The organism is Paenirhodobacter sp. YD-8, from assembly GCF_056590935.1.
Map to the genome: position 1 here is coordinate 1,590,715 of NZ_CM152649.1, position 20,446 is coordinate 1,611,160.

Here is a 20,446-nt window from a genome sequence, read left to right on the forward strand (position 1 = left end):
CCGGCGGACAGGACAAGACAGAGGTTGGACCATGGACGGCGACATCCGGCAGAATTCCTACGATGACGGCTCGCACGATGTGCTGACGGGCGAACAGCGCATCCGCAACTTCAACATCAACTTCGGCCCGCAGCACCCTGCCGCGCACGGCGTGCTGCGCATGGTGCTGGAGCTTGACGGCGAGATCGTCGAGCGCGCGGACCCGCATATCGGCCTGCTGCACCGCGGCACCGAAAAGCTGATGGAAAGCCGCACCTACCTGCAGAACCTGCCCTATTTCGACCGTCTCGACTATGTCGCGCCGATGAACCAGGAACACGCCTGGTGTCTCGCGATCGAGCGGCTGACCGGCACCGAGGTGCCGCGGCGGGCGCAGCTGATCCGCGTGCTCTACTCGGAAATCGGCCGTATCCTGAACCACCTGCTGAACGTCACCACGCAGGCGATGGACGTCGGCGCGCTGACCCCGCCGCTGTGGGGCTTCGAGGAACGCGAGAAGCTGATGATCTTCTACGAGCGGGCCTGCGGTGCGCGGCTCCACTCGAACTACTTCCGCCCCGGTGGCGTCCATCAGGACCTGCCGCCGAAGCTCATTGACGACATCGAGGAGTGGGCGAAGGAATTCCCCCAGAAGCTCGACGACATCGACGGGCTGCTGACCGAGAACCGGATCTTCAAGCAGCGCAACGTCGACATCGCGATCATCACCGAGAAGGAAATCTCGGACTGGGGCTATACCGGCGTGATGGTGCGCGGCTCGGGCTTTGCCTGGGACCTGCGCCGCAGCCAGCCCTACGAATGCTATGACGAGTTCGACTTCAAGGTCTGCGTCGGCAAGAACGGCGACTGCTATGACCGCTACCTCGTCCGCATGGCCGAGATGCGCGAGTCGACCAAGATCATCCTTCAGGCGATCGCCAAGCTTCGCCTGCCCGAGAACCAGGGCGACGTGCTGGCGCGCGGCAAGATGACCCCGCCGAAGCGCGGCGACATGAAGCGCAACATGGAAAGCCTGATCCACCACTTCAAGCTTTACACCGAGGGCTTCCACGTCCCGGCCGGCGAGGTCTACGCCGCCGTCGAGGCACCGAAGGGCGAATTCGGTGTCTTCCTGGTGTCCGATGGCACCAACAAACCCTACCGCGCCAAGATCCGCGCCCCGGGCTATTCGCATCTGCAGTCGATGGATGAGATCTCCCGTGGCCACCAACTCGCCGATGTTTCGGCCATCATCGGCACGCTCGATATCGTGTTCGGGGAGGTTGACCGCTAATGCTCCGTCGTCTTCATCACGAGCAGCCCGCTTCGTTTGAGTTCTCGCCCGCGAACCTCGCCTGGGCGCAGGCGCAGATCACCAAATATCCGGTGGGCCGTCAGGCCTCGGCGATCATCCCGCTGCTGTTCCGCGCGCAGGAACAGGAGGGGTGGCTGTCGAAACCGGCGATCGAATATGTCGCGGACATGCTGGGCATGCCCTATATCCGCGCGCTCGAGGTCGCGACCTTCTACTTCATGTTCCAGCTCGCTCCGGTGGGCTCGGTCGCCCATATCCAGGTCTGCGGCACCACGTCGTGCATGATCTGCGGCGCCGAGGACCTGATCAAGGTCTGCAAGGAAAAGATCGCGCCGCATGCCTTCGAGCTGTCGAAGGACGGCAAGTTCAGCTGGGAAGAGGTCGAGTGCCTCGGCGCCTGCGCGAACGCGCCGATGGCGGCGATCGGCAAGGATTATTACGAGGATCTCAGCGAAGAGAGCCTCGCGAAGCTGATCGAAACCATGGCCGCCGGCCAGACCCCGCGTCCCGGTTCGCAGACCGGCCGCTTCTCGTCGGAACGGGCGGGCGAGCAGGTCGCGCTGCTGGACAGCAAGGGCGACCGCGAGGAGTACAACGGCACCGTGGGCCTTGCGGTCGCGATCGGCGACACGATCAAGCGCATCGACGGCACCGAAGTGCCGCTGCGTGCGCCGTGGCAGATGTCGGGCCAGCGCGCGCCGATCGGCGTGATGGGCACCGAGCGGCCGAAGTCGGCCGTGCAGCAGGTGGCTGCGGAGAAGGCGGCGAAGGCCGCGACGGAGTGAGACCCGGGGCCCGCAGGGGCCCGGGAGACGGCGCAAGGGCCGGAAGGAGACGATGAGCGGGTTCGAGGCGGGCTGCAGGATCAGGGCATGGACATGGGGCGCGATCACGGGCCTTCTGACCGGGCTCCTCGTGCACTCCTCGCTTGGAACCGCGGCGGCGCTCTTTCTCGGCCTGATCGCCTTCCTGCTTGCGGGGGCGGTCTTCGTCTGGGGCTTTTGCGACGGGCTCGACCGTCGCTTCGCCCTGCCGCCGGCGGCGCTTGATCGGGCGCGGGCCGCGGCCGAGAGGAAGACGGCGGACGGGGAGGGGATCGCTCCTCCCGCTGCCGCGACGGGCAAGGACCGCTGAGGCTTCGGCCCGCGGCGACAAGGGATTTCGCGCCGGTTCGGGCGCAACGGGGGCCGGGACACCGGCGGCCGCGCAACTGAGGGAAGTGACATGCTGAAAGATCAGGACCGGATCTTTACCAACCTTTACGGGATGCACGACCGCTCCCTGAAAGGCGCAATGATGCGCGGCCACTGGGACGGCACGGCGAACATCCTGGCCAATGGCCGCGACTGGATCATCGAGCAGGTGAAGGCCTCGGGCCTGCGCGGGCGCGGTGGTGCGGGCTTCCCGACCGGGCTGAAATGGTCCTTCATGCCGAAGCAGTCGGACGGCCGGCCCTCGTTCCTCGTCATCAACGCCGACGAATCCGAACCCGCGACCTGCAAGGACCGCGAGATCATGCGCCACGATCCGCACACGCTGATCGAGGGCGCGCTGATCGCCGGTTTCGCCATGGGCGCGAGCGCCGCCTATATCTACATCCGCGGCGAATACATCCGCGAGAAGGAAGCGCTGCAGAAGGCGATCGACGAATGCTATGAGGCGGGGCTGATCGGCAAGAACGCCTGCAAGTCGGGCTTCGATTACGACGTCTACCTGCACCACGGGGCCGGCGCCTATATCTGCGGCGAGGAAACCGCGCTGCTCGAAAGCCTCGAGGGCAAGAAGGGGATGCCGCGGATGAAGCCGCCGTTCCCGGCGGGCTCGGGTCTCTATGGCTGCCCGACCACGGTGAACAACGTGGAATCGATCGCCGTCGTGCCGTCGATCCTGCGCCGCGGCGCCGCCTGGTATGCGTCGTTCGGCCGTCCGAACAACACCGGCGTCAAGCTGTTTGCCATGTCGGGCCACATCAACACCCCCTGCGTCATCGAGGAATCGATGTCGATCTCGATGAAGGAACTGATCGAGAAGCATGGCGGTGGCGTGCGCGGCGGCTGGAAGAACCTGAAGGCGGTCATCCCGGGCGGCGCCTCGTGCCCCGTCCTGCCGGCGGCGCTGTGCGAAGACGCGATCATGGATTACGACGGGATGCGCGAGCTGAAGTCGTCCTTCGGCACCGCCTGCATGATCGTGATGGATCAGCAGACCGACATCATCAAGGCGATCTGGCGTCTGGCGAAGTTCTTCAAGCACGAGAGCTGCGGCCAGTGCACGCCCTGCCGCGAAGGCACCGGCTGGATGATGCGGGTGATGGACCGTCTGGTGACCGGCGAAGCCGAGATCGAGGAAATCGACATGCTCTTCAACGTGACGAAGCAGGTCGAGGGCCACACGATCTGTGCGCTTGGCGATGCGGCCGCCTGGCCGATCCAGGGTCTCATCCGGCACTACCGCGAAGAGATCGAGGATCGCATCAAGGCCCGCAAGACCGGCCGCATGGGCGCGATGGCGGCAGAGTGAGGCAACGATGAACGCGGCCCTTCCCCTTTCTCTCGGCGCGCTGGCCCTTGCGGCCTGCACCGCCCCGCAGGCGCCAGAAGCGGCACCTGTCGTGGCGGGCTATGCCGCGTCGAAAGGGGAGATGGGGGCGCTTGTCGTCACCCGCAAGGCCCGGGCCTTCGATTATTCCGAGGGCGCCGAGGCGCGGCGTGCGGCAGATGCGCTGTGCGGCGGCCGCGTGAATTCCTCGCCCGAAGACAATTTCCAGGGTGGCGCCTGGGTTTTCCCGGGGGGCTGCGCATGAGCCTCCAACCGAAACACCGCGCGGGTGCCCGCGCCCTTGGCAACTGACGGATCAGAGCATGTCGAACACGCGCAAAATCATCATCGACGGCCACGAGGTCGAGGTTGATCCGAACCTGACGATCATCCAGGCCTGTGAGCAGGCCGGCATCGAGGTGCCGCGCTTCTGCTATCACGAGCGGCTCTCGATCGCGGGCAACTGCCGCATGTGCCTCGTCGAAGTCGTCGGCGGCCCGCCGAAGCCCACCGCGTCGTGCGCGATGCAGGTCAAGGACCTGCGCCCGGGTCCGAACGGCGAGCCCTCGGTGATCAAGACCAACTCGCCGATGGTGAAGAAGGCGCGTGAAGGGGTGATGGAGTTCCTGCTCATCAACCACCCGCTTGACTGCCCGATCTGCGACCAGGGCGGCGAATGCGACCTGCAGGACCAGGCGATGGCCTATGGCGTCGACTTCTCGCGCTACCGCGAGGCGAAGCGCGCGTCGGAAGACCTGAACCTCGGGCCGCTGGTCAAGACCTGCATGACCCGCTGCATCAGCTGCACCCGCTGCGTGCGCTTCACCACCGAAGTGGCCGGCATCACCCAGATGGGCCAGACCGGGCGCGGCGAGGACAGCGAGATCACCAGCTATCTGAACCTGACGCTCGACAGCAACATGCAGGGCAACATCATCGACCTGTGCCCGGTCGGTGCGCTGACCTCGAAGCCCTACGCCTTCACCGCCCGGCCCTGGGAACTGACGAAGACGGAATCGATCGACGTGATGGACGCGCTCGGCTCGAACATCCGCATCGACACCAAGGGCCGCGAAGTGAAGCGCATCCTGCCGCGCAACAATGACGCGGTGAACGAGGAATGGATCTCGGACAAGACCCGCTTCATCTGGGACGGTCTGCGCCGGCAGCGGCTTGACAGCCCCTACCTCCGCGAGGGCGGCAAGCTGCGCAAGGCAAGCTGGGGCGAGGCGCTTTCCGCTGCCGCCGCGGCGATGACCGGCAAGAAGGTGCTCGGCCTCGTGGGCGATCTGGCCCCGGTCGAGGCGGCCTTCGCGCTCAAGCAGCTGGTCGAGGGCCTTGGCGGCTCGGTCGAGTGCCGCACCGACGGCGCGCGCCTGCCGGTGGGCAACCGCTCGGCCTATGTCGGCAATGCCGCGATCGCGGATATCGACAGCGCCAAGCAGATCGTGCTGATCGGTTCCAACCCGCGCGACGAGGCGCCGGTGCTGAACGCGCGGATCCGCAAGGCCTGGTCGCATGGCACCGTGGTCTCGCTGATCGGGCCGGCGGTCGATCTGACCTATGACTATACCGCGCTCGGCACCGACCGCGCGGCGCTGGCGAAGGCGGTGGCCGAGGCCACCCCGGTCGAGGGCGCGCTGGTGATCGTCGGGCAGGGCGCCGTCTCGGAAGCCGATGGCGAGGCGGTGATCGCCCATGCGATGGCGCTCGCCGAGAAGCTCGGCGGCAAGTACATGATGCTGCACACCGCGGCCGGTCGCGTCGGCGCGATGGACGTGGGCGCGGTGACCGAGGGCGGGCTTCTGGCCGCGGTCGAGGGTGTGGAGGTGATCTACAACCTCGGCGCCGACGAGGTGGAAATCACCCCGCGTTCGGAAGGTGGCCCCTTCGTGATCTATCAGGGCAGCCACGGCGACCGCGGCGCGAACCGGGCGGATATCATCCTGCCGGGCGCCGCCTACACCGAGGAAAACGGCCTCTTCGTCAACACCGAAGGCCGGCCGCAGCTCGCCTTCCGCGCGGGCTTCGCGCCCGGCGAGGCGAAGGAAAACTGGGCGATCCTGCGCGCGCTGTCGGCCGAGCTCGGCCGCACGCAGCCGTGGAATTCGCTGGCCGGTCTGCGCAAGGCGCTGATCGCGGCGGTGCCGCATCTCGCCCAGGTCGACACCGTGCCGGCGAACGGCTGGACCCCGGTCGCGGCTCGCGACATGGGCGCCGCGACCTTCCGCCCGGCGATCCATGACTTCTACTTCACCAACCCGATCGCGCGGGCCTCGGTGGTGATGGCCGAATGCTCGGCCCTCGCCAAGACGCGCGCGGCCGGTTCGGCGCTTGCGGCGGAGTGACACGAATGGCGCGGCTTTCCACCCTTGCGCGCGTCGCCCCCGGCCTTCTGGCCGGGCTGGCGGCCTGTGCGCCGGCGGAAGGGGCCGCGCCCTCGAAGATCGTCTACGAGGGGGTCGAGACCCGTCTCCTCGAAGGCGATCTGGTCGATTTTCGCGTCGCGCTGCGCGGGGCGAAGGACGATACGGCGGTGGTCGATTATGCCACCTGTGCGGCGGCGCAATATGCGCTGATCCGCGGCTACGGCTTCGCGCGGCACATCCGCACGAAGATCGACCATGAAAACGGAACTTGGCAGGCGGATGCGGTCTATCTGATCTCCGCCGCTCTGCCCCGCGGACTGAAGACGATCGACGCTCAGGTGACGGTCGGCGACTGCGCGGATCAAGGTATACCGACGGTTTGAAAGACAAGGCGGTCTGAGGGACAAAATGGCTGAGTTTCTTGCAACACCTTTTGGCACTTTCCTGCTCATCCTCGGGCAGTGCCTTCTGGTCACGGTCTGCATCCTCGTGGCGCTGGCCTTTCTGATGTATGCCGACCGCAAGGTCTGGGCGGCGGTGCAGATCCGTCGCGGTCCGAACGTGGTGGGCCCCTTCGGCCTGCTGCAGAGCTTCGCCGACTTCCTGAAGTATATCGTGAAGGAAATCGTCGTGCCGGCGGGCGCCGACAAGGCGGTCTACTTCATCGCGCCGATGCTGAGCTTCATCCTGCCGGTGATCGCCTGGGCGGTGATCCCGTTCAACACCGGCTGGGTGATCTCGGACATCAACGTCGCGATCCTCTACATCTTCGCGGTCTCGTCGCTCGAGGTGTACGGCGTGATCATGGGGGGCTGGGCGTCGAACTCGAAATACCCGTTCCTCGGCTCGCTGCGCTCGGCCGCGCAGATGATCTCCTACGAGGTCTCGCTCGGCCTGATCATCATCGGCGTGATCATCTCGACCGGCTCGATGAACTTCGGCGCGATCGTCGAGGCGCAGAAGACCAGCTATGGCATCTTCGGCTGGTACTGGCTGCCCCACCTGCCGATGGTGGCGCTGTTCTTCATCTCGGCGCTGGCCGAGACCAACCGTCCGCCCTTCGACCTTCCCGAAGCTGAATCGGAACTCGTTGCCGGCTATCAGGTCGAATACAGCTCGACCCCGTTCCTGCTGTTCATGATCGGCGAGCTGATGGCGGTGGTGCTGATGTGCGCGCTCGTGTCGCTGCTGTTCCTCGGCGGCTGGCTCAGCCCGATCCCCGGCCTGCCCGACGGCGTGCTGTGGCTGGTGGGCAAGATGTTGCTGTGCTTCTTCATCTTCGCGATGGTGAAGGCGATCGTGCCGCGCTACCGCTACGACCAGCTGATGCGGATCGGCTGGAAGGTGTTCCTGCCGATGTCGCTCGCCTGGGTGGTGATCGTGGCATTCCTGGCGAAATATGAGGTCCTCGGCGCCTTCTGGGCCCGCTGGACGATGGGGGGCTGATCCATGGCTTTCGATTACGCACGCGCGGCCAAATACTTCCTGCTGTTCGACTTCTTCAAGGGTTTCGGCCTTGGCATGAAGTACTTCGTGGCGCCCAAGCCCACGATCAACTACCCGCACGAGAAGGGGCCGATCAGCCCGCGCTTCCGCGGCGAGCATGCGCTGCGCCGCTATCCGAACGGGGAAGAGCGCTGCATCGCCTGCAAGCTGTGCGAGGCGATCTGCCCCGCCCAGGCGATCACCATCGATGCCGAACCGCGCGAGGACGGCTCGCGCCGCACCACGCGCTACGACATCGACATGACGAAGTGCATCTACTGCGGCTTCTGCCAGGAAGCCTGCCCGGTCGATGCGATCGTCGAGGGGCCGAACTTCGAATTCGCCACCGAGACCCGCGAGGAGCTGTTCTACGACAAGGCGAAGCTTCTCGATAACGGCGCCCGCTGGGAATCCGAGATCGCCCGCAACCTCGAGCTGGATGCGCCCTACAGATGACCGAGGAATTCTCGAAACTGTTCTCGGCGATGATGGAGCAGGGGGCCGAGATGGCCCGCCTGTTCAACCCGGCTTTGGAAAGTTTCAATCCCGTCGCCTTCGAAAAGCTCATCCCCACCATGTCGAAGGACATGATGGAGATGTGGTTCGGCAAGACCTTCAACCGCGAGGGGCTGGACGCGCGCACGCGCCTTCTGGTGACGATCGCGGCGCTCACCGTGCTGGGCGCGCAGGCGGATGCACAGCTGCGTCTGGCCATCCGTCACGCGATGGAGGCGGGCGCCTCGCAGCGGGAGATCGCCGAGGTGATCTTCCAGATGAGCATGTTCGGCGGCGTTCCCGCCATGACCCGGGCGCTGGAGATCGCGCGTTCGGTGTTTGACGAAAAATCGGGGGAAAACACATGACGGTGTTTGCATTCTACCTCTTCGCCGTGGTCGCGGTGGTCGCGGGCCTGATGGTGGTCCTGTCCAAGAACCCCGTGCATTCGGTGCTCTGGCTGATCCTGACCTTCCTCTCGGCCTCGGGGCTGTTCGTGCTTCTGGGCGCGGAATTCGTCGCGATGCTGCTGATCATCGTCTATGTCGGCGCGGTCGCGGTGCTCTTCCTCTTCGTGGTGATGATGCTCGACGTCGACTTCGCCGCGCTGAAGGGCGAGCTGGTGCGCTACATGCCGCTCGGCCTGCTGATGGGCGTCATCATGCTGCTGATGCTCGGCATGGGCTTCGGCGCCTGGCAGTCGGCCGACGGCGCGCAGGCGCTGCATGCGGCGCCCACCCCCGAGGGCGTGCAGAACACCGAGGCGCTCGGGCTGCTGATCTATGACAAGTACATCTACCTCTTCCAGGCGGCGGGTCTGATCCTGCTCGTGGCGATGATCGGGGCGATCCTGCTGACGCTGCGCCACCGCACCGACATCAAGCGGCAGAACGTGCTCGCGCAGATGCACCGCGATCCGGCGAAGTCGCTCGAGCTGGTGGATGTGAAACCGGGGCAGGGGCTGTGATGAGCTGCTGCGACGAACGAAACGGGCAAGGGAAAACGGGGCGCGCGCTCCGGAGGGACAGCGATGATCGGACTTGAACATTATCTGGGCGTGGCGGCAGCGCTGTTCGTCACCGGGATCTTCGGGATCTTCGTGAACCGCAAGAACGTCATCGTCATCCTGATGTCGATCGAACTGATGCTGCTTGCGGTGAACATCAACCTCGTCGCCTTCTCGTCCTTCTCGGGCGATCTGGTGGGGCAGGTCTTCACGATGTTCGTGCTGACCGTGGCCGCCGCCGAGGCGGCGATCGGCCTCGCGATCCTCGTGGTCTTCTTCCGCAACCGCGGCTCGATCGCCGTGGAAGACGTCAACGTGATGAAGGGGTAAGTGCTCATGGAAACGATCATTCTTCTGGCACCCCTTCTGGGGGCGGTCGTCGGCGGCTTCGGCTGGCGGCTGATCGGCGAGAAGGGGGCGATGGCGCTGACCACGGGCCTCCTGTTCCTCGCCTGCGCGCTGAGCTGGGTCACCTTCCTCGGCTTCGACGGCGTCACCCGCCACATCCACCTGTTCGACTTCATCCGCTCGGGCGCGCTCGATGTCAGCTGGGGCATCCGGCTCGACCGGCTGACCGCGATCATGCTGATCGTCGTCACCACGGTCTCGGCGCTGGTGCACCTCTACAGCTGGGGCTACATGGCGCATGACCCGGCCTGGGGCCATGACGAGGCCTACAAGGCGCGCTTCTTCGCCTATCTGTCGCTCTTCACCTTCACCATGCTGTCGCTGGTGACGGCGGACAGCCTGGTGCAGATGTTCTTCGGCTGGGAAGGCGTGGGGCTCGCGTCCTACCTGCTGATCGGCTTCTACTACAAGAAGCCCTCGGCCGGCGCCGCGGCGATCAAGGCCTTCGTGGTCAACCGCGTCGGCGACTTCGGCTTCCTGCTCGGCATGTTCGCGATCTTCTACCTGACCGGCACGCTGAAGTTCGACGAGGTCTTCGCGGCCGCGCCGACGCTGGCGCAGGAGAACCTGCACTTCCTGTGGCGCGACTGGAACGCGGCGAACCTGATCGGCTTCCTGCTGTTCATCGGTGCCATGGGCAAATCGGCGCAGCTGTTCCTGCACACCTGGCTGCCGGACGCGATGGAAGGCCCGACGCCGGTGTCGGCGCTGATCCACGCCGCGACCATGGTGACCGCGGGCGTGTTCCTGGTGTCGCGGATGTCGCCGCTTTACGAATTCGCCCCGCAGGCGAAGATGTTCATCGTCTACATCGGCGCCACCACCGCCTTCTTCGCGGCGACCGTGGGCCTCGTGCAGAACGACATCAAGCGCGTCATCGCCTATTCGACCTGTTCGCAGCTTGGCTACATGTTCGTGGCGGCGGGCGTCGGCATCTATTCGGCGGCGATGTTCCACCTGCTGACCCACGCCTTCTTCAAGGCGATGCTGTTCCTCGGCGCCGGCTCGGTGATCCACGCGATGCACCACGAGCAGGACATGCGCAACTACGGCGCACTGCGCAAGAAGATCCCCTTCACCTACTGGATCATGGTGATCGGCACCCTCGCCATCACCGGCGTCGGCGTGCCGCTGACCTCGTTCGGCCTCGCGGGCTTCCTGTCGAAGGACGCGATCATCGAGAGCGCCTTCGGGTCCGGCTCGGGCTATGCCTTCTGGATGCTGGTGATCGCCGCGGGCTTCACCTCGTTCTACTCGTGGCGTCTGATCTTCATGACCTTCTTCGGCAAGGAGAAGGGCGATCACCACACCCACGAGCACGCGCATGAAAGCCCGATGGTGATGCTGGTGCCGCTTGGCGTGCTGGCCATCGGCGCGATCTTCGCCGGCATGGTCTGGTACAACAGCTTCTTCGGCAACCACGACAAGATGCTCGCCTTCTTCGGCATGCCGCAGCACGAGGCGCAGATGGCCGAGGCCGGGACCGAGGCGATGCCGGAAGGCGTCGCGACCGAGGCGCCGGCGGCCGAGGGCCATGCCGTTGCCGCGACCGAAGGTCATGCGGTGGCCGAGGGCCACGCACCGCAGGGCGCGATCTACATGAGCGAGGAGAGCACCAAGGTGATGGAAGACGCCCATGCGGCGCCGACCTGGGCCAAGGTCTCGCCCTTCATCGCGATGCTGATCGGTCTGACGCTGTCGTGGCTGTTCTACATCGTCAATCCGGCGCTGCCGGCGAAACTCGCCAAGGCGCAGCCGGTGCTCTACCGCTTCCTGCTGAACAAGTGGTATTTCGACGAGCTCTACAACGTTATCTTCATCCGTCCCGCCAAGTGGCTCGGCGCCTTCTTCTGGAAGAAGGGTGACGGCGCCACCATCGACGGGGCGATCAACGGGGTCGCGCTTGGCATCGTGCCGGCGCTGACCCGCCTCGCCGGCCGCGTCCAGTCCGGCTATCTCTTCCACTACGCCTTCGCCATGGTCATCGGCATCGTGGTGCTCATGTTCTGGGTCGTCCTGACCGGGGGGTCTCACTAATGGAAAACCTTCTTTCCATCATCACGTTCACTCCCCTGGTATCGGCGGCGATCCTGGCGCTGGTGCTGAAGGGCGGGACGCCCGCGGCGGACCGCAATGCGAAATGGGCGGCGCTGCTGATCACCTCGGCGACCTTCCTGATCTCGCTCTTCCTGCTCGGCGGCTTCGACGCCTCGAACACCGGCTTCCAGTTCGTCGAGGACCGCGACTGGATCATGGGCCTGAAGTACAAGATGGGCGTCGACGGGATCTCGATCCTGTTCGTGCTGCTCACCACCTTCATCATGCCGCTGACCATCGCCTCGGCCTGGCACGTCGAGAAGCGGGTCAAGGAATACATGATCGCCTTCCTCGTGCTCGAGGGGCTGATGATCGGCGTGTTCACCGCGCTTGATCTGGTGCTGTTCTACCTGTTCTTCGAAGCCTCGCTGATCCCGATGTTCCTGATCATCGGCATCTGGGGCGGGCCGAACCGGATCTACGCGACCTTCAAGTTCTTCCTCTACACCTTCCTCGGCTCGGTGCTGATGCTGGTGGCGATGGTCGCGATGTACATGGAAGCGGGCACCACCGACATCGTCACGCTGCTGACCCACAAGTTCCCGACCGACAGCTTCGCCGTGCTGGGCTTCCACGTCGTGGGCGGCATGCAGACGCTGCTGTTCCTGGCCTTCTTCGCCTCCTTCGCGGTGAAGATGCCGATGTGGCCGGTGCACACCTGGCTGCCCGACGCGCACGTTCAGGCGCCGACGGCGGGCTCGGTGATCCTGGCGGCGGTGATGCTGAAGATGGGCGGCTACGGCTTCCTGCGCTTCTCGCTGCCGATGTTCCCGGTGGGCTCCGAGGTGCTGACCCCGGTGGTGTTCTGGATGTCGGCGATCGCCATCGTCTACACCTCGCTCGTCGCGCTGGCGCAATCCGACATGAAGAAGCTGATCGCCTATTCGTCGGTGGCGCACATGGGCTATGTCACCATGGGCATCTTCGCGGCGAACCAGCAGGGCGTCGACGGCGCGATCTTCCAGATGCTGAGCCACGGCTTCGTCTCGGGCGCGCTCTTCCTTGCGGTCGGCGTGATCTATGACCGGATGCACACCCGCGAGATCGACGCCTATGGCGGGCTTGCGGTGCGGATGCCGCGCTATGCGCTGGTCTTCATGTTCTTCACCATGGCCAACATCGGCCTGCCGGGCACCTCGGGCTTCATCGGTGAATTCCTCACCATGATGGGCACCTTCCAGGTCAACACCTGGGTGGCGCTGGTGGCGGCGACGGGCGTGATCCTCTCGGCCTCCTACGCGCTGTGGCTCTATCGCCGCGTCGTCTTCGGCGAGCTGATCAAGGAAAGCCTGAAGACGATCCAGGACATGAGCACCCGCGAGAAGGCGATCTTCGCGCCGCTGATCGCGGCGACGCTGATCCTCGGCTTCTGCCCGAACCTGATCCTTGACATCATCGGGCCTTCGGTGGCCCAGCTGATCCAGAACTATCACGCCAGCCTGCCCGCCGATCTCGCGGCGCTCGCCGGTCACTGAGGGAGAAAAAACGATGACTTCTGCGGATTTCTCCACGGTCCTGCCGGAGTTCCTGCTGGCCGTCTATGCGATGGCGGCGCTGCTCTTCGGCGTCTGGACCGGCAAGGACAAGACCGGCCCGGCGATCCTGTGGGCCACCGTCGCGGTGATGCTGGTCTTCGGGTTCTGGATCGGGGTCAGCGGCTCGGGGGCGCGTGACGCCTTCGGCGGGCTCTTCATCGACGATCCCTTCGCGCGCTTCTCGAAGGTCGCGATCCTGTTCTCGGCTGCTGCCATCCTCGCGATGAGCGCCGATTACCTCGTGCGCCGCGGCCTGCTGCGCTTCGAGTTCCCGATCCTCGTCGTGCTGGCCACCATCGGCATGATGATGATGGTCTCGGCGGGCGACCTGATGTCGCTCTATCTCGGCCTCGAGCTGATGTCGCTGTCGCTCTATGTCGTCGCCGCGCTGCGTCGCGACTCCGAGCGCTCGTCGGAAGCCGGTCTGAAATACTTCGTGCTGGGCTCGCTCAGCTCGGGTCTGCTGCTCTATGGCGCCTCGCTGACCTACGGCTTTGCCGGCACCACGAACTTCGCCGGCATCATCTCGGTGGTCGAGGCCGGTCACCTGCCGCTCGGCGTGCTGTTCGGCATGGTGTTCATGATCGCGGGTCTCGCCTTCAAGGTCTCGGCGGTGCCGTTCCACATGTGGACGCCCGACGTCTACGAAGGCTCGCCGACCCCGGTCACCGCCTTCTTCGCCACCGCGCCGAAGATGGCCGCGATGGCGCTGATCGCGCGGCTTGTTTATGACGCCTTCGGCCATGTGCCGAGCGACTGGGGCCAGGTGCTCGCGATCGTCGCCGTGGCCTCGATGTTCCTCGGCGCCGTCGCCGGGATCGGGCAGAAGAACATCAAGCGCCTGATGGCCTATTCCTCGATCACCCACATGGGCTTTGCGCTGATGGGCGTTCTCGCCGGGACCGAGGCGGGTGTCAGTGCGACGCTGATCTACATGTCGATCTACATCGCGATGAACGTCGGCGTCTTCTCCTTCATCCTGGCGATGGAGCGCGACGGCCAGCCGGTGACCGACATCTCGGCGCTCAACATGCTGTCGAAGGCCGAGCCGCTGAAGGCGCTGGCGCTGCTGGTGCTGTTCTTCTCGCTGGCCGGTGTGCCGCCGATGCTCGGCTTCTTCGCCAAGTTCGCGGTGATCAAGGCGGCGCTCTTCGCGGGCTATACCTGGGTTGCGGTGCTGGGCGTCGTCGCGTCGGTGATCGCGGCCTTCTACTACCTGCGCATCGTCTACTACATGTACTTCGGCACCGAGACCGAGGCGCTCGACAGCCGGATGCCGGCGGTGCAATGGGTGCTGCTGATGGCCTCGGCGCTGGTGATGGTCGCGGGGGCGATGAACCTCTTCGGTCTCGAGGGCGCCGCGCAGGCGGCGGCAGCGGCACTTGTCCACTGATCGCACCGAATGGCCTGAGGGCGTGGCGCGCCACGTCCTCGGCCGGGTGGACAGCACCATGTCCGAAGCGGCCCGGCTGGCCCCGCATCTTGCGGGGCCTGCGTGGATTCTGGCCCTTGACCAGACCGGCGGCCGCGGCCGGCGCGGCCGGCCCTGGCGGATGCCCGCGGGCAATTTCGCCGCCACCTATGTCTTTCATCCGCAGGTGAGCCCGCAGCAGGCGGCGCTTTACTCCTTCGTCGCGGCGCTCGCGCTCGAGGAGGCGCTGTCGCGCGTCGCCGGGCCGCATGCGCGGCTGACGATCAAATGGCCGAACGATGTGCTGCTGAATGGCGGCAAGATCGCGGGGATCCTGCTTGAAAGCCTGGGGCAGGGCGGCCGGATCAGCCAGCTTGCCATCGGCATCGGCGTGAACCTGGCCGAGGCACCCGATCCGGGCACGCTCGAGGCCGGTGCGATGGCGCCGGTGAGCCTGCGCGCCGAAACCGGCCTGGTGATCTCGCCCGAGGAATTCCTGACCCATCTGGCCGTGGCCTTCGACCGGCTGGCGCGGCAATTCGCGACCCAGGGCTTCGCGCCGATCCGCGCCGCCTGGCTCGCCCGCGCCGCGCGTCTTGGCGAGCGGCTTGTGGCGCGCACCGGAACCGAGACGCATGAGGGCGTCTTCGAGACGATCGACGAGACCGGCGCGATGATCCTGCACACGGCGGGCGGGCGGATGGCGATTTCCGCCGCCGAGATTTTCTTCTGAGGGGGGAGTGATGCTTCTCTGCATAGACTGCGGCAACACGAATACGGTGTTCTCGATCTGGGACGGCGAGAGCTTCGTCTCGACCTGGCGCATCGCCACCGATCACCGCCGCACCGCCGACGAATATTTCGTCTGGCTCAACACGCTGAAGAAGCTGCACGACATCGACGGCAAGGTGACCGAGGCGATCATCTCCTCGACCGTGCCGCGGGTGGTGTTCAACCTGCGCGTGCTGTGCAACCGCTATTACGACTGTCGTCCGCTCGTCGTCGGCAAGCCGGGCTGCGAGCTGCCGGTGGCGCCGCGCGTCGATCTCGGCACCACGGTCGGGCCCGACCGGCTGGTGAACACCGTCGCGGGTTATGACCGGCACGGCGGCAATCTGGTCGTCGTCGATTTCGGCACCGCGACCACCTTCGACGTGGTCGATGACGACGGCGCCTATATCGGCGGGGTGATCGCGCCCGGTGTGAACCTCAGCCTCGAGGCGCTGCACATGGCGGCCGCGGCGCTGCCGCATGTCGACATCACCCACCCCGAGCGGGTGATCGGCACGAACACGGTTGCCTGTATCCAGTCGGGCATCTACTGGGGCTATATCGGCCTTGTCGAGGGCATCGTGCGGCAGATCCGGGCCGAGCGCGATCGTCCGATGCGGGTGATCGCCACCGGCGGTCTTGCCTCGCTCTTCGATCAGGGCTTCGATCTCTTTGACAAGGTCGAGGATGACCTTACCATGCACGGGCTGCGGCTCATCAACGATTACAACAAGGGGCTTGGCGCGTGAGTGACCGTCTGATCTATCTTCCCATCGGTGGTGCCGGCGAAATCGGCATGAACACCTATGTCTACGGCTACGGGCCCGAGGGGAAGGAGCGGCTGATCGTCATCGACCTCGGCGTGACCTTCCCGGACATGGACAGCACCCCGGGGGTGGATGTGATCATGGCCGACAGCGCCTGGCTCGAGCAGAACGCGGCGCGGATCGAGGCGATCTTCATCACCCATGCGCACGAGGACCACATCGGCGCGCTGCCGCACCTGTGGCCGCGGCTGAAGAAGACGATGTATGCGCGCAAGTTCACCGCCCGCATCGGCGCGCTGAAGATGGAAGAGGCGGGGCTGCCGAGCGACGTGCTGAAGGTCGTCGAGCCGCGCCCGCAGGTGATCGAGGCCGGCCCCTTCAAGGTGCAGTTCGTGCCGCTGAGCCATTCGATCCCGGAAAGCTCGGCGCTCATCATCGACACGCCCGCGGGGCGGATCGTGCACACCGGCGACTTCAAGCTCGACGGCTCGCCCGTCGTCGGCGAACCCTTCGATCCGATGGTCTGGCACGAGATCGCGCATGAGGGGCAGGGGGTGAAGGTGCTGGTCTGCGATTCGACCAACGTCTTCTCGCCCTCGCCGGGCCGGTCCGAGGCGACGCTGGTCGAGCCGCTGCGCGAGATGATCGCGGCGCAGAAGGGGATGGTCGTCGCCACCACCTTCGCCTCGAACGTGGCGCGTCTGAAGACGCTCGCAGAGGCCGGCAAGGCCGCGGGGCGCTCGGTCTGCCTGCTCGGCCGCGCGATGAAGCGGATGGTCAGCGCGGCCGAGGAAACCGGCGTGCTGATCGGCATGCCCGGCACGATCTCTGCCGAGGATGCGGTCGAGGTCGGGCGCGACAACCTGATGCTGATCGTCACCGGCAGCCAGGGCGAGCGGCGCGCGGCGACGGCACAGCTCAGCCGCGGCAAGTATCTGGGCCTCGAGATGAAATCGGGCGACAGCTTCCTGTTCTCGTCGCGCGTGATCCCGGGCAACGAGCGCGGCGTGATCCGCATCATCAACGCCTTCTCCGAGATGGGCGTCGACGTGATCGAGGATCACGACGGCCGCTATCACGTCTCGGGCCATGCGAACCGCCCCGATCTCGAGGCGGTGCATGACCTGCTGCGGCCGCAGATCCTGATCCCGATGCACGGCGAGCACCGCCACCTGCGCGAACATGCGAAGCTCGGCACGGCGAAGGGGATCGCCTCGGAAGTGGCGACGAACGGCATGATGATCGACCTGACCGGCCCGGCGCCGAAGGTGGTCGAATATATCGAGACCGGGCGGATCTATCTGGACGGGTCGGTGCTGATCGGCGCGATGGACGGGGTGATCCGCGACCGGATCCGGATGGCGCTGAACGGCCATGTGCTGATCACCGTGATCGTCGACGAGGACGACGCCCCGCTCGGCGATGCCTGGGTCGAGCTGATGGGCCTGTCGGAAACCGGCCGCAACGGCGCCGATCTGGTCGAGCGGCTGGAGGACGAGCTGGCCGAATTCCTCGAACGCGCCTCGGCCAAGGTGGTGGCGAGCGACGACAAGATGGACGAGGCGCTGCGCCGCATCGTGCGTCAGGTGACGATGGAAGAGATCGGCAAGAAGCCCGAGGTGACGGTCGTCGTCTCGCGTCTGATGGCGGAGTGAGGCGGGGGGATTCGCCCCATCTCGCTTTATGAAATCTGTCCTTCCGGCCGCTTCAGGGCGACCGGAGGGGCCATGGCTCGGAGCGCATCTCCCGCTCCGAGCATGGTGATCCCTCTTGGTACCCCGCCCGAGTGGCGGCTTTGAGTCCGCTACGCTCCTTGGCATGCATTACCAAGCTTTTAGCCATGCTGGGCAATGAATGCTTCTGCTTCTTCGCAGGTCTTAAAACTAGCGTCGGATCGCTTATGATAATGCTCGCGCCTTCGATCATCACAACATCATAGATATCGAAGTAGGTCACTCCCCGCCCATCGGGTGTGCGGATGGTCTCTTTCTGTACGATCATTCTGTCTGGCATGGGGGCTTCTCGTAACGGTAGATGAAGAGGGCAGTTCTGTATGATAGCAATGGGGACATGTTCTAGCTAGACTGGCTTCAGATCTTCCTTGGAGGCTGGAATGAGCGGATTGAAGAGGTTGCTTGAGGAAACTGAGGCGGAACGTGCGTGGGCTGTCCAACTCCTGCTTGATGCAGGCGCACTGGCCGAATGTGAGGACCATGGGTATCTCACCGACGAAATGGATAGCGCCGCTTTTGACGATGCAGTTGCGGCAGGGGTGCGGGATTCTGGTGACAGCGAGGCCAGAGTGAGGCGGCGCTTGCAGGATGTGCTGGACGAGTACGGTGACGAATGCCCCGGCTGCGAAAAAAACGCTGCGGATTGATAGGGAGCCTAGGGGAAGGCCACCAGAACCAAGGGGCGATCAGCTCGGCGAAATCCGGCGTTCGATGGCGTTTGGCAGCCTGCCAGTGGGGCCCGCGCGACCGTCCACTTCGTCCGCTGAGCTGCCCCTCGCCAACAGGTGACAGTTCTGTCGGTCAAGACACCCGGGATAAGCGGACATTCTCAAATGCGAAACCCCGGGCGATGGCCCGGGGTTTTGCGTTTCCGATAGCGGGAAGGGATCAGCCTTCCGAGGTTTCCTCGACCTCCTCGGTCACCGTCGCCGGTTTCGAGGGGCGGAAGGGGCGCAGCAGGAAGTCGGGGACGTGATCGCCCATGCCGACGACGACGGGCCCGGTGTCGCGGTCGCGCGGGCGCGAACGGTCCCGCTCGCGGCGGTCGTCGCGACGCTCTTCCCGACGCTCCTCGCGCTTCGGCGCCTCGGCCACCGGGGCCTCGACGACGGCCTCGACCACCGGCTCGGCGGCGGCGACGGCGACGGGGCGGGCCTCGTCACGGTCGCGATCGCGCGAGCGCGAGCGGCTGCGCGACCGCGAGCCGCCGCGGGCCGAGGACCGGCCGTCCTTTTCCTCGTAGACCTTCGGCTCGCGATGCGCGGCATCGCTCAGCGTGAAGCCCTCGGGCACCTCGGCGCGCGGGATGTCCATCTTCACCAGCGCCTGGATCTGCGACAGGTACTTCTCGTCCGACGGCGTCGCGATCGAATAGGCGGTGCCCAGACGGCCGGCGCGGCCGGTGCGGCCGATGCGGTGGACGTAATCCTCGGCATGGCTCGGCAGGTCATAGTTGAAGACGTGGCTGACCGCCGGGATGTCGAGCCCGCGCGCGGCGACGTCAGAGGCGACGAGCAGCTGCAGCTTGCCATCGCGGAAGGCGTCAAGCGTCTTCATGCGCACGCTCTGCTCAAGATCGCCGTGGATCGGCGCGGCATCGAAACCGTGCGATTTCAGCGACTTCGCGACGATGTCCACATCCGACTTGCGGTTGCAGAAGATGATCGCGTTGGTGCAGGCCTCGCCCTCGCCCTCGATCAGCGCGCGCAAGAGCTCGCGCTTGGCCTTGGCGGTCTGGTCCTTGCGTGGCGGGGTGATCTCGACCAGCTTCTGCGTGATGGTTTCCGAGGTCGTCGCCTGGCGCGCCACCTCGACGCGGGCGGGCGCGTGCAGGAAGGTGTTGGTGATGCGCTCGATCTCGGGCGCCATGGTGGCCGAGAAGAACAGCGTCTGCCGGGTGAAGGGGGTGAGCTGGAAGATCCGCTCGATGTCGGGGATGAAGCCCATGTCGAGCATCCGGTCGGCCTCGTCGACGACCATGATCTGCACGCCGGTGAGCAGCAGCTTGCCGCGCTCGAAATGGTCGAGCAGACGGCCGGGCGTGGCGATCAGCACGTCGACGCCGCGGTCGATGAGCTTGTCCTGCTCGGCGAAGGACACGCCGCCGATCAACAGCGCCTTCGTCAGCTTGGTGTATTTCGCGTAAAGGTCGAAGTTCTCGGCCACCTGCGCCGCCAGTTCGCGCGTCGGCGCCAGCACCAGCGAGCGCGGCATCCGGGCGCGGGCGCGGCCGGTGGCGAGGCGGGTGAGCATCGGCAGGGTGAAGGAGGCGGTCTTGCCCGTGCCGGTCTGGGCGATGCCCAGCACGTCCTTGCCCTCGAGCGCGGGAGGGATCGCCCCCTCCTGAATCGGCGTCGGCGCCTCGTAGCCCGCCTCTGCGACGGCCTTCAGCACATTGGGATCAAGGTTCAGTTCAGAAAACTTCGTCATTTGCGTCCTTGCGGCGTGATCGCTTCACGCGGTGGGGGGGGACGCAAATCTCCGGGCGTCCCGGGCGAGAGCCGCCGGGGTGCGGCTGAAAAACCCCCTACTGCAAA

At 65.6% G+C, this 20,446-nt stretch carries 20 protein-coding genes; 19 read left to right on the forward strand and 1 reads right to left on the reverse strand.

Annotation, left to right across the window (positions count from 1 at the left end; all coding sequences use genetic code 11):
• Positions 1–31 precede the first annotated feature (31 nt).
• The 19 genes from AC0QTQ_RS07815 (at position 32) to AC0QTQ_RS07905 (ending at position 18,556) form a co-directional block, all read left to right on the forward strand.
• Positions 32–1,273, forward strand: coding sequence for an NADH-quinone oxidoreductase subunit D (locus AC0QTQ_RS07815; protein ID WP_121531362.1), 1,242 nt, complete (start codon positions 32–34; stop codon positions 1,271–1,273).
• Positions 1,273–2,079 (forward strand): NADH-quinone oxidoreductase subunit NuoE, encoded by an 807-nt coding sequence (gene nuoE, locus AC0QTQ_RS07820; RefSeq protein WP_480258984.1) that lies wholly within the window; start codon positions 1,273–1,275, stop codon positions 2,077–2,079. The genes AC0QTQ_RS07815 and nuoE overlap by 1 nt, the downstream gene beginning before the upstream one ends.
• Before the next feature lie 52 nt (positions 2,080–2,131).
• Positions 2,132–2,428, forward strand: coding sequence for a hypothetical protein (locus AC0QTQ_RS07825; protein ID WP_480258985.1), 297 nt, complete (start codon positions 2,132–2,134; stop codon positions 2,426–2,428).
• Positions 2,429–2,518: 90 nt separating this feature from the next.
• Entirely contained in the window at positions 2,519–3,814 is a 1,296-nt protein-coding gene (gene nuoF, locus AC0QTQ_RS07830) for an NADH-quinone oxidoreductase subunit NuoF (protein WP_121531356.1), read from the forward strand.
• Between the two features lie 7 nt (positions 3,815–3,821).
• Positions 3,822–4,097 (forward strand): hypothetical protein, encoded by a 276-nt coding sequence (locus tag AC0QTQ_RS07835; protein ID WP_121531354.1) that lies wholly within the window; start codon positions 3,822–3,824, stop codon positions 4,095–4,097.
• Positions 4,098–4,155: 58 nt separating this feature from the next.
• A complete protein-coding gene (nuoG, locus tag AC0QTQ_RS07840) occupies positions 4,156–6,180 on the forward strand; it encodes an NADH-quinone oxidoreductase subunit NuoG (RefSeq protein ID WP_480258986.1) in 2,025 nt (674 codons plus the stop codon).
• A 5-nt stretch (positions 6,181–6,185) separates the two neighbouring features.
• The gene (locus AC0QTQ_RS07845; protein ID WP_121531351.1) at positions 6,186–6,584 is read left to right on the forward strand and encodes a hypothetical protein; all 399 of its coding nucleotides are present in this window, start codon (positions 6,186–6,188) and stop codon (positions 6,582–6,584) included.
• 25 nt (positions 6,585–6,609) lie between these two features.
• Positions 6,610–7,647, forward strand: coding sequence for an NADH-quinone oxidoreductase subunit NuoH (gene nuoH / locus AC0QTQ_RS07850; protein ID WP_113901020.1), 1,038 nt, complete (start codon positions 6,610–6,612; stop codon positions 7,645–7,647).
• A gap of 3 nt (positions 7,648–7,650) precedes the next feature.
• Complete coding sequence (gene nuoI, locus AC0QTQ_RS07855; protein ID WP_121531349.1) at positions 7,651–8,142, forward strand: NADH-quinone oxidoreductase subunit NuoI; 492 nt, start codon at positions 7,651–7,653, stop codon at positions 8,140–8,142.
• A complete protein-coding gene (locus tag AC0QTQ_RS07860; protein ID WP_113901018.1) occupies positions 8,139–8,549 on the forward strand; it encodes a carboxymuconolactone decarboxylase family protein in 411 nt (136 codons plus the stop codon). The genes nuoI and AC0QTQ_RS07860 overlap by 4 nt, the downstream gene beginning before the upstream one ends.
• Positions 8,546–9,148 carry an NADH-quinone oxidoreductase subunit J gene (locus AC0QTQ_RS07865; protein ID WP_128147061.1) on the forward strand — a complete coding sequence of 201 codons (603 nt, stop codon included), beginning with the start codon at positions 8,546–8,548 and terminating at the stop codon, positions 9,146–9,148. The genes AC0QTQ_RS07860 and AC0QTQ_RS07865 overlap by 4 nt, the downstream gene beginning before the upstream one ends.
• Before the next feature lie 63 nt (positions 9,149–9,211).
• Positions 9,212–9,517: an NADH-quinone oxidoreductase subunit NuoK gene (gene nuoK / locus AC0QTQ_RS07870; protein WP_121531345.1), complete on the forward strand. Its 306-nt coding sequence runs from the start codon at positions 9,212–9,214 to the stop codon at positions 9,515–9,517.
• A gap of 6 nt (positions 9,518–9,523) precedes the next feature.
• Positions 9,524–11,632 (forward strand): NADH-quinone oxidoreductase subunit L, encoded by a 2,109-nt coding sequence (gene nuoL, locus AC0QTQ_RS07875; RefSeq protein WP_480258987.1) that lies wholly within the window; start codon positions 9,524–9,526, stop codon positions 11,630–11,632.
• Positions 11,632–13,167 carry an NADH-quinone oxidoreductase subunit M gene (locus tag AC0QTQ_RS07880; protein ID WP_121531341.1) on the forward strand — a complete coding sequence of 512 codons (1,536 nt, stop codon included), beginning with the start codon at positions 11,632–11,634 and terminating at the stop codon, positions 13,165–13,167. Before nuoL ends, AC0QTQ_RS07880 begins: the two co-directional genes overlap by 1 nt.
• A 13-nt stretch (positions 13,168–13,180) precedes the next feature.
• Positions 13,181–14,620, forward strand: coding sequence for an NADH-quinone oxidoreductase subunit NuoN (gene nuoN, locus AC0QTQ_RS07885; protein ID WP_121531339.1), 1,440 nt, complete (start codon positions 13,181–13,183; stop codon positions 14,618–14,620).
• Positions 14,610–15,371, forward strand: coding sequence for a biotin--[acetyl-CoA-carboxylase] ligase (locus tag AC0QTQ_RS07890; RefSeq protein WP_281272450.1), 762 nt, complete (start codon positions 14,610–14,612; stop codon positions 15,369–15,371). Before nuoN ends, AC0QTQ_RS07890 begins: the two co-directional genes overlap by 11 nt.
• Before the next feature lie 10 nt (positions 15,372–15,381).
• Positions 15,382–16,158, forward strand: coding sequence for a type III pantothenate kinase (locus tag AC0QTQ_RS07895; protein ID WP_121531335.1), 777 nt, complete (start codon positions 15,382–15,384; stop codon positions 16,156–16,158).
• 47 nt (positions 16,159–16,205) lie between these two features.
• Positions 16,206–17,831: a ribonuclease J gene (locus AC0QTQ_RS07900; protein WP_128147240.1), complete on the forward strand. Its 1,626-nt coding sequence runs from the start codon at positions 16,206–16,208 to the stop codon at positions 17,829–17,831.
• Between the two features lie 458 nt (positions 17,832–18,289).
• Complete coding sequence (locus tag AC0QTQ_RS07905) at positions 18,290–18,556, forward strand: hypothetical protein (protein ID WP_480258988.1); 267 nt, start codon at positions 18,290–18,292, stop codon at positions 18,554–18,556.
• Positions 18,557–18,797: 241 nt separating this feature from the next.
• On the opposite strand, the gene AC0QTQ_RS07910 is transcribed toward AC0QTQ_RS07905, so the two are convergent.
• Positions 18,798–20,339 (reverse strand): DEAD/DEAH box helicase, encoded by a 1,542-nt coding sequence (locus tag AC0QTQ_RS07910; RefSeq protein WP_480258989.1) that lies wholly within the window; start codon positions 20,337–20,339, stop codon positions 18,798–18,800.
• Positions 20,340–20,446: the final 107 nt, after the last annotated feature.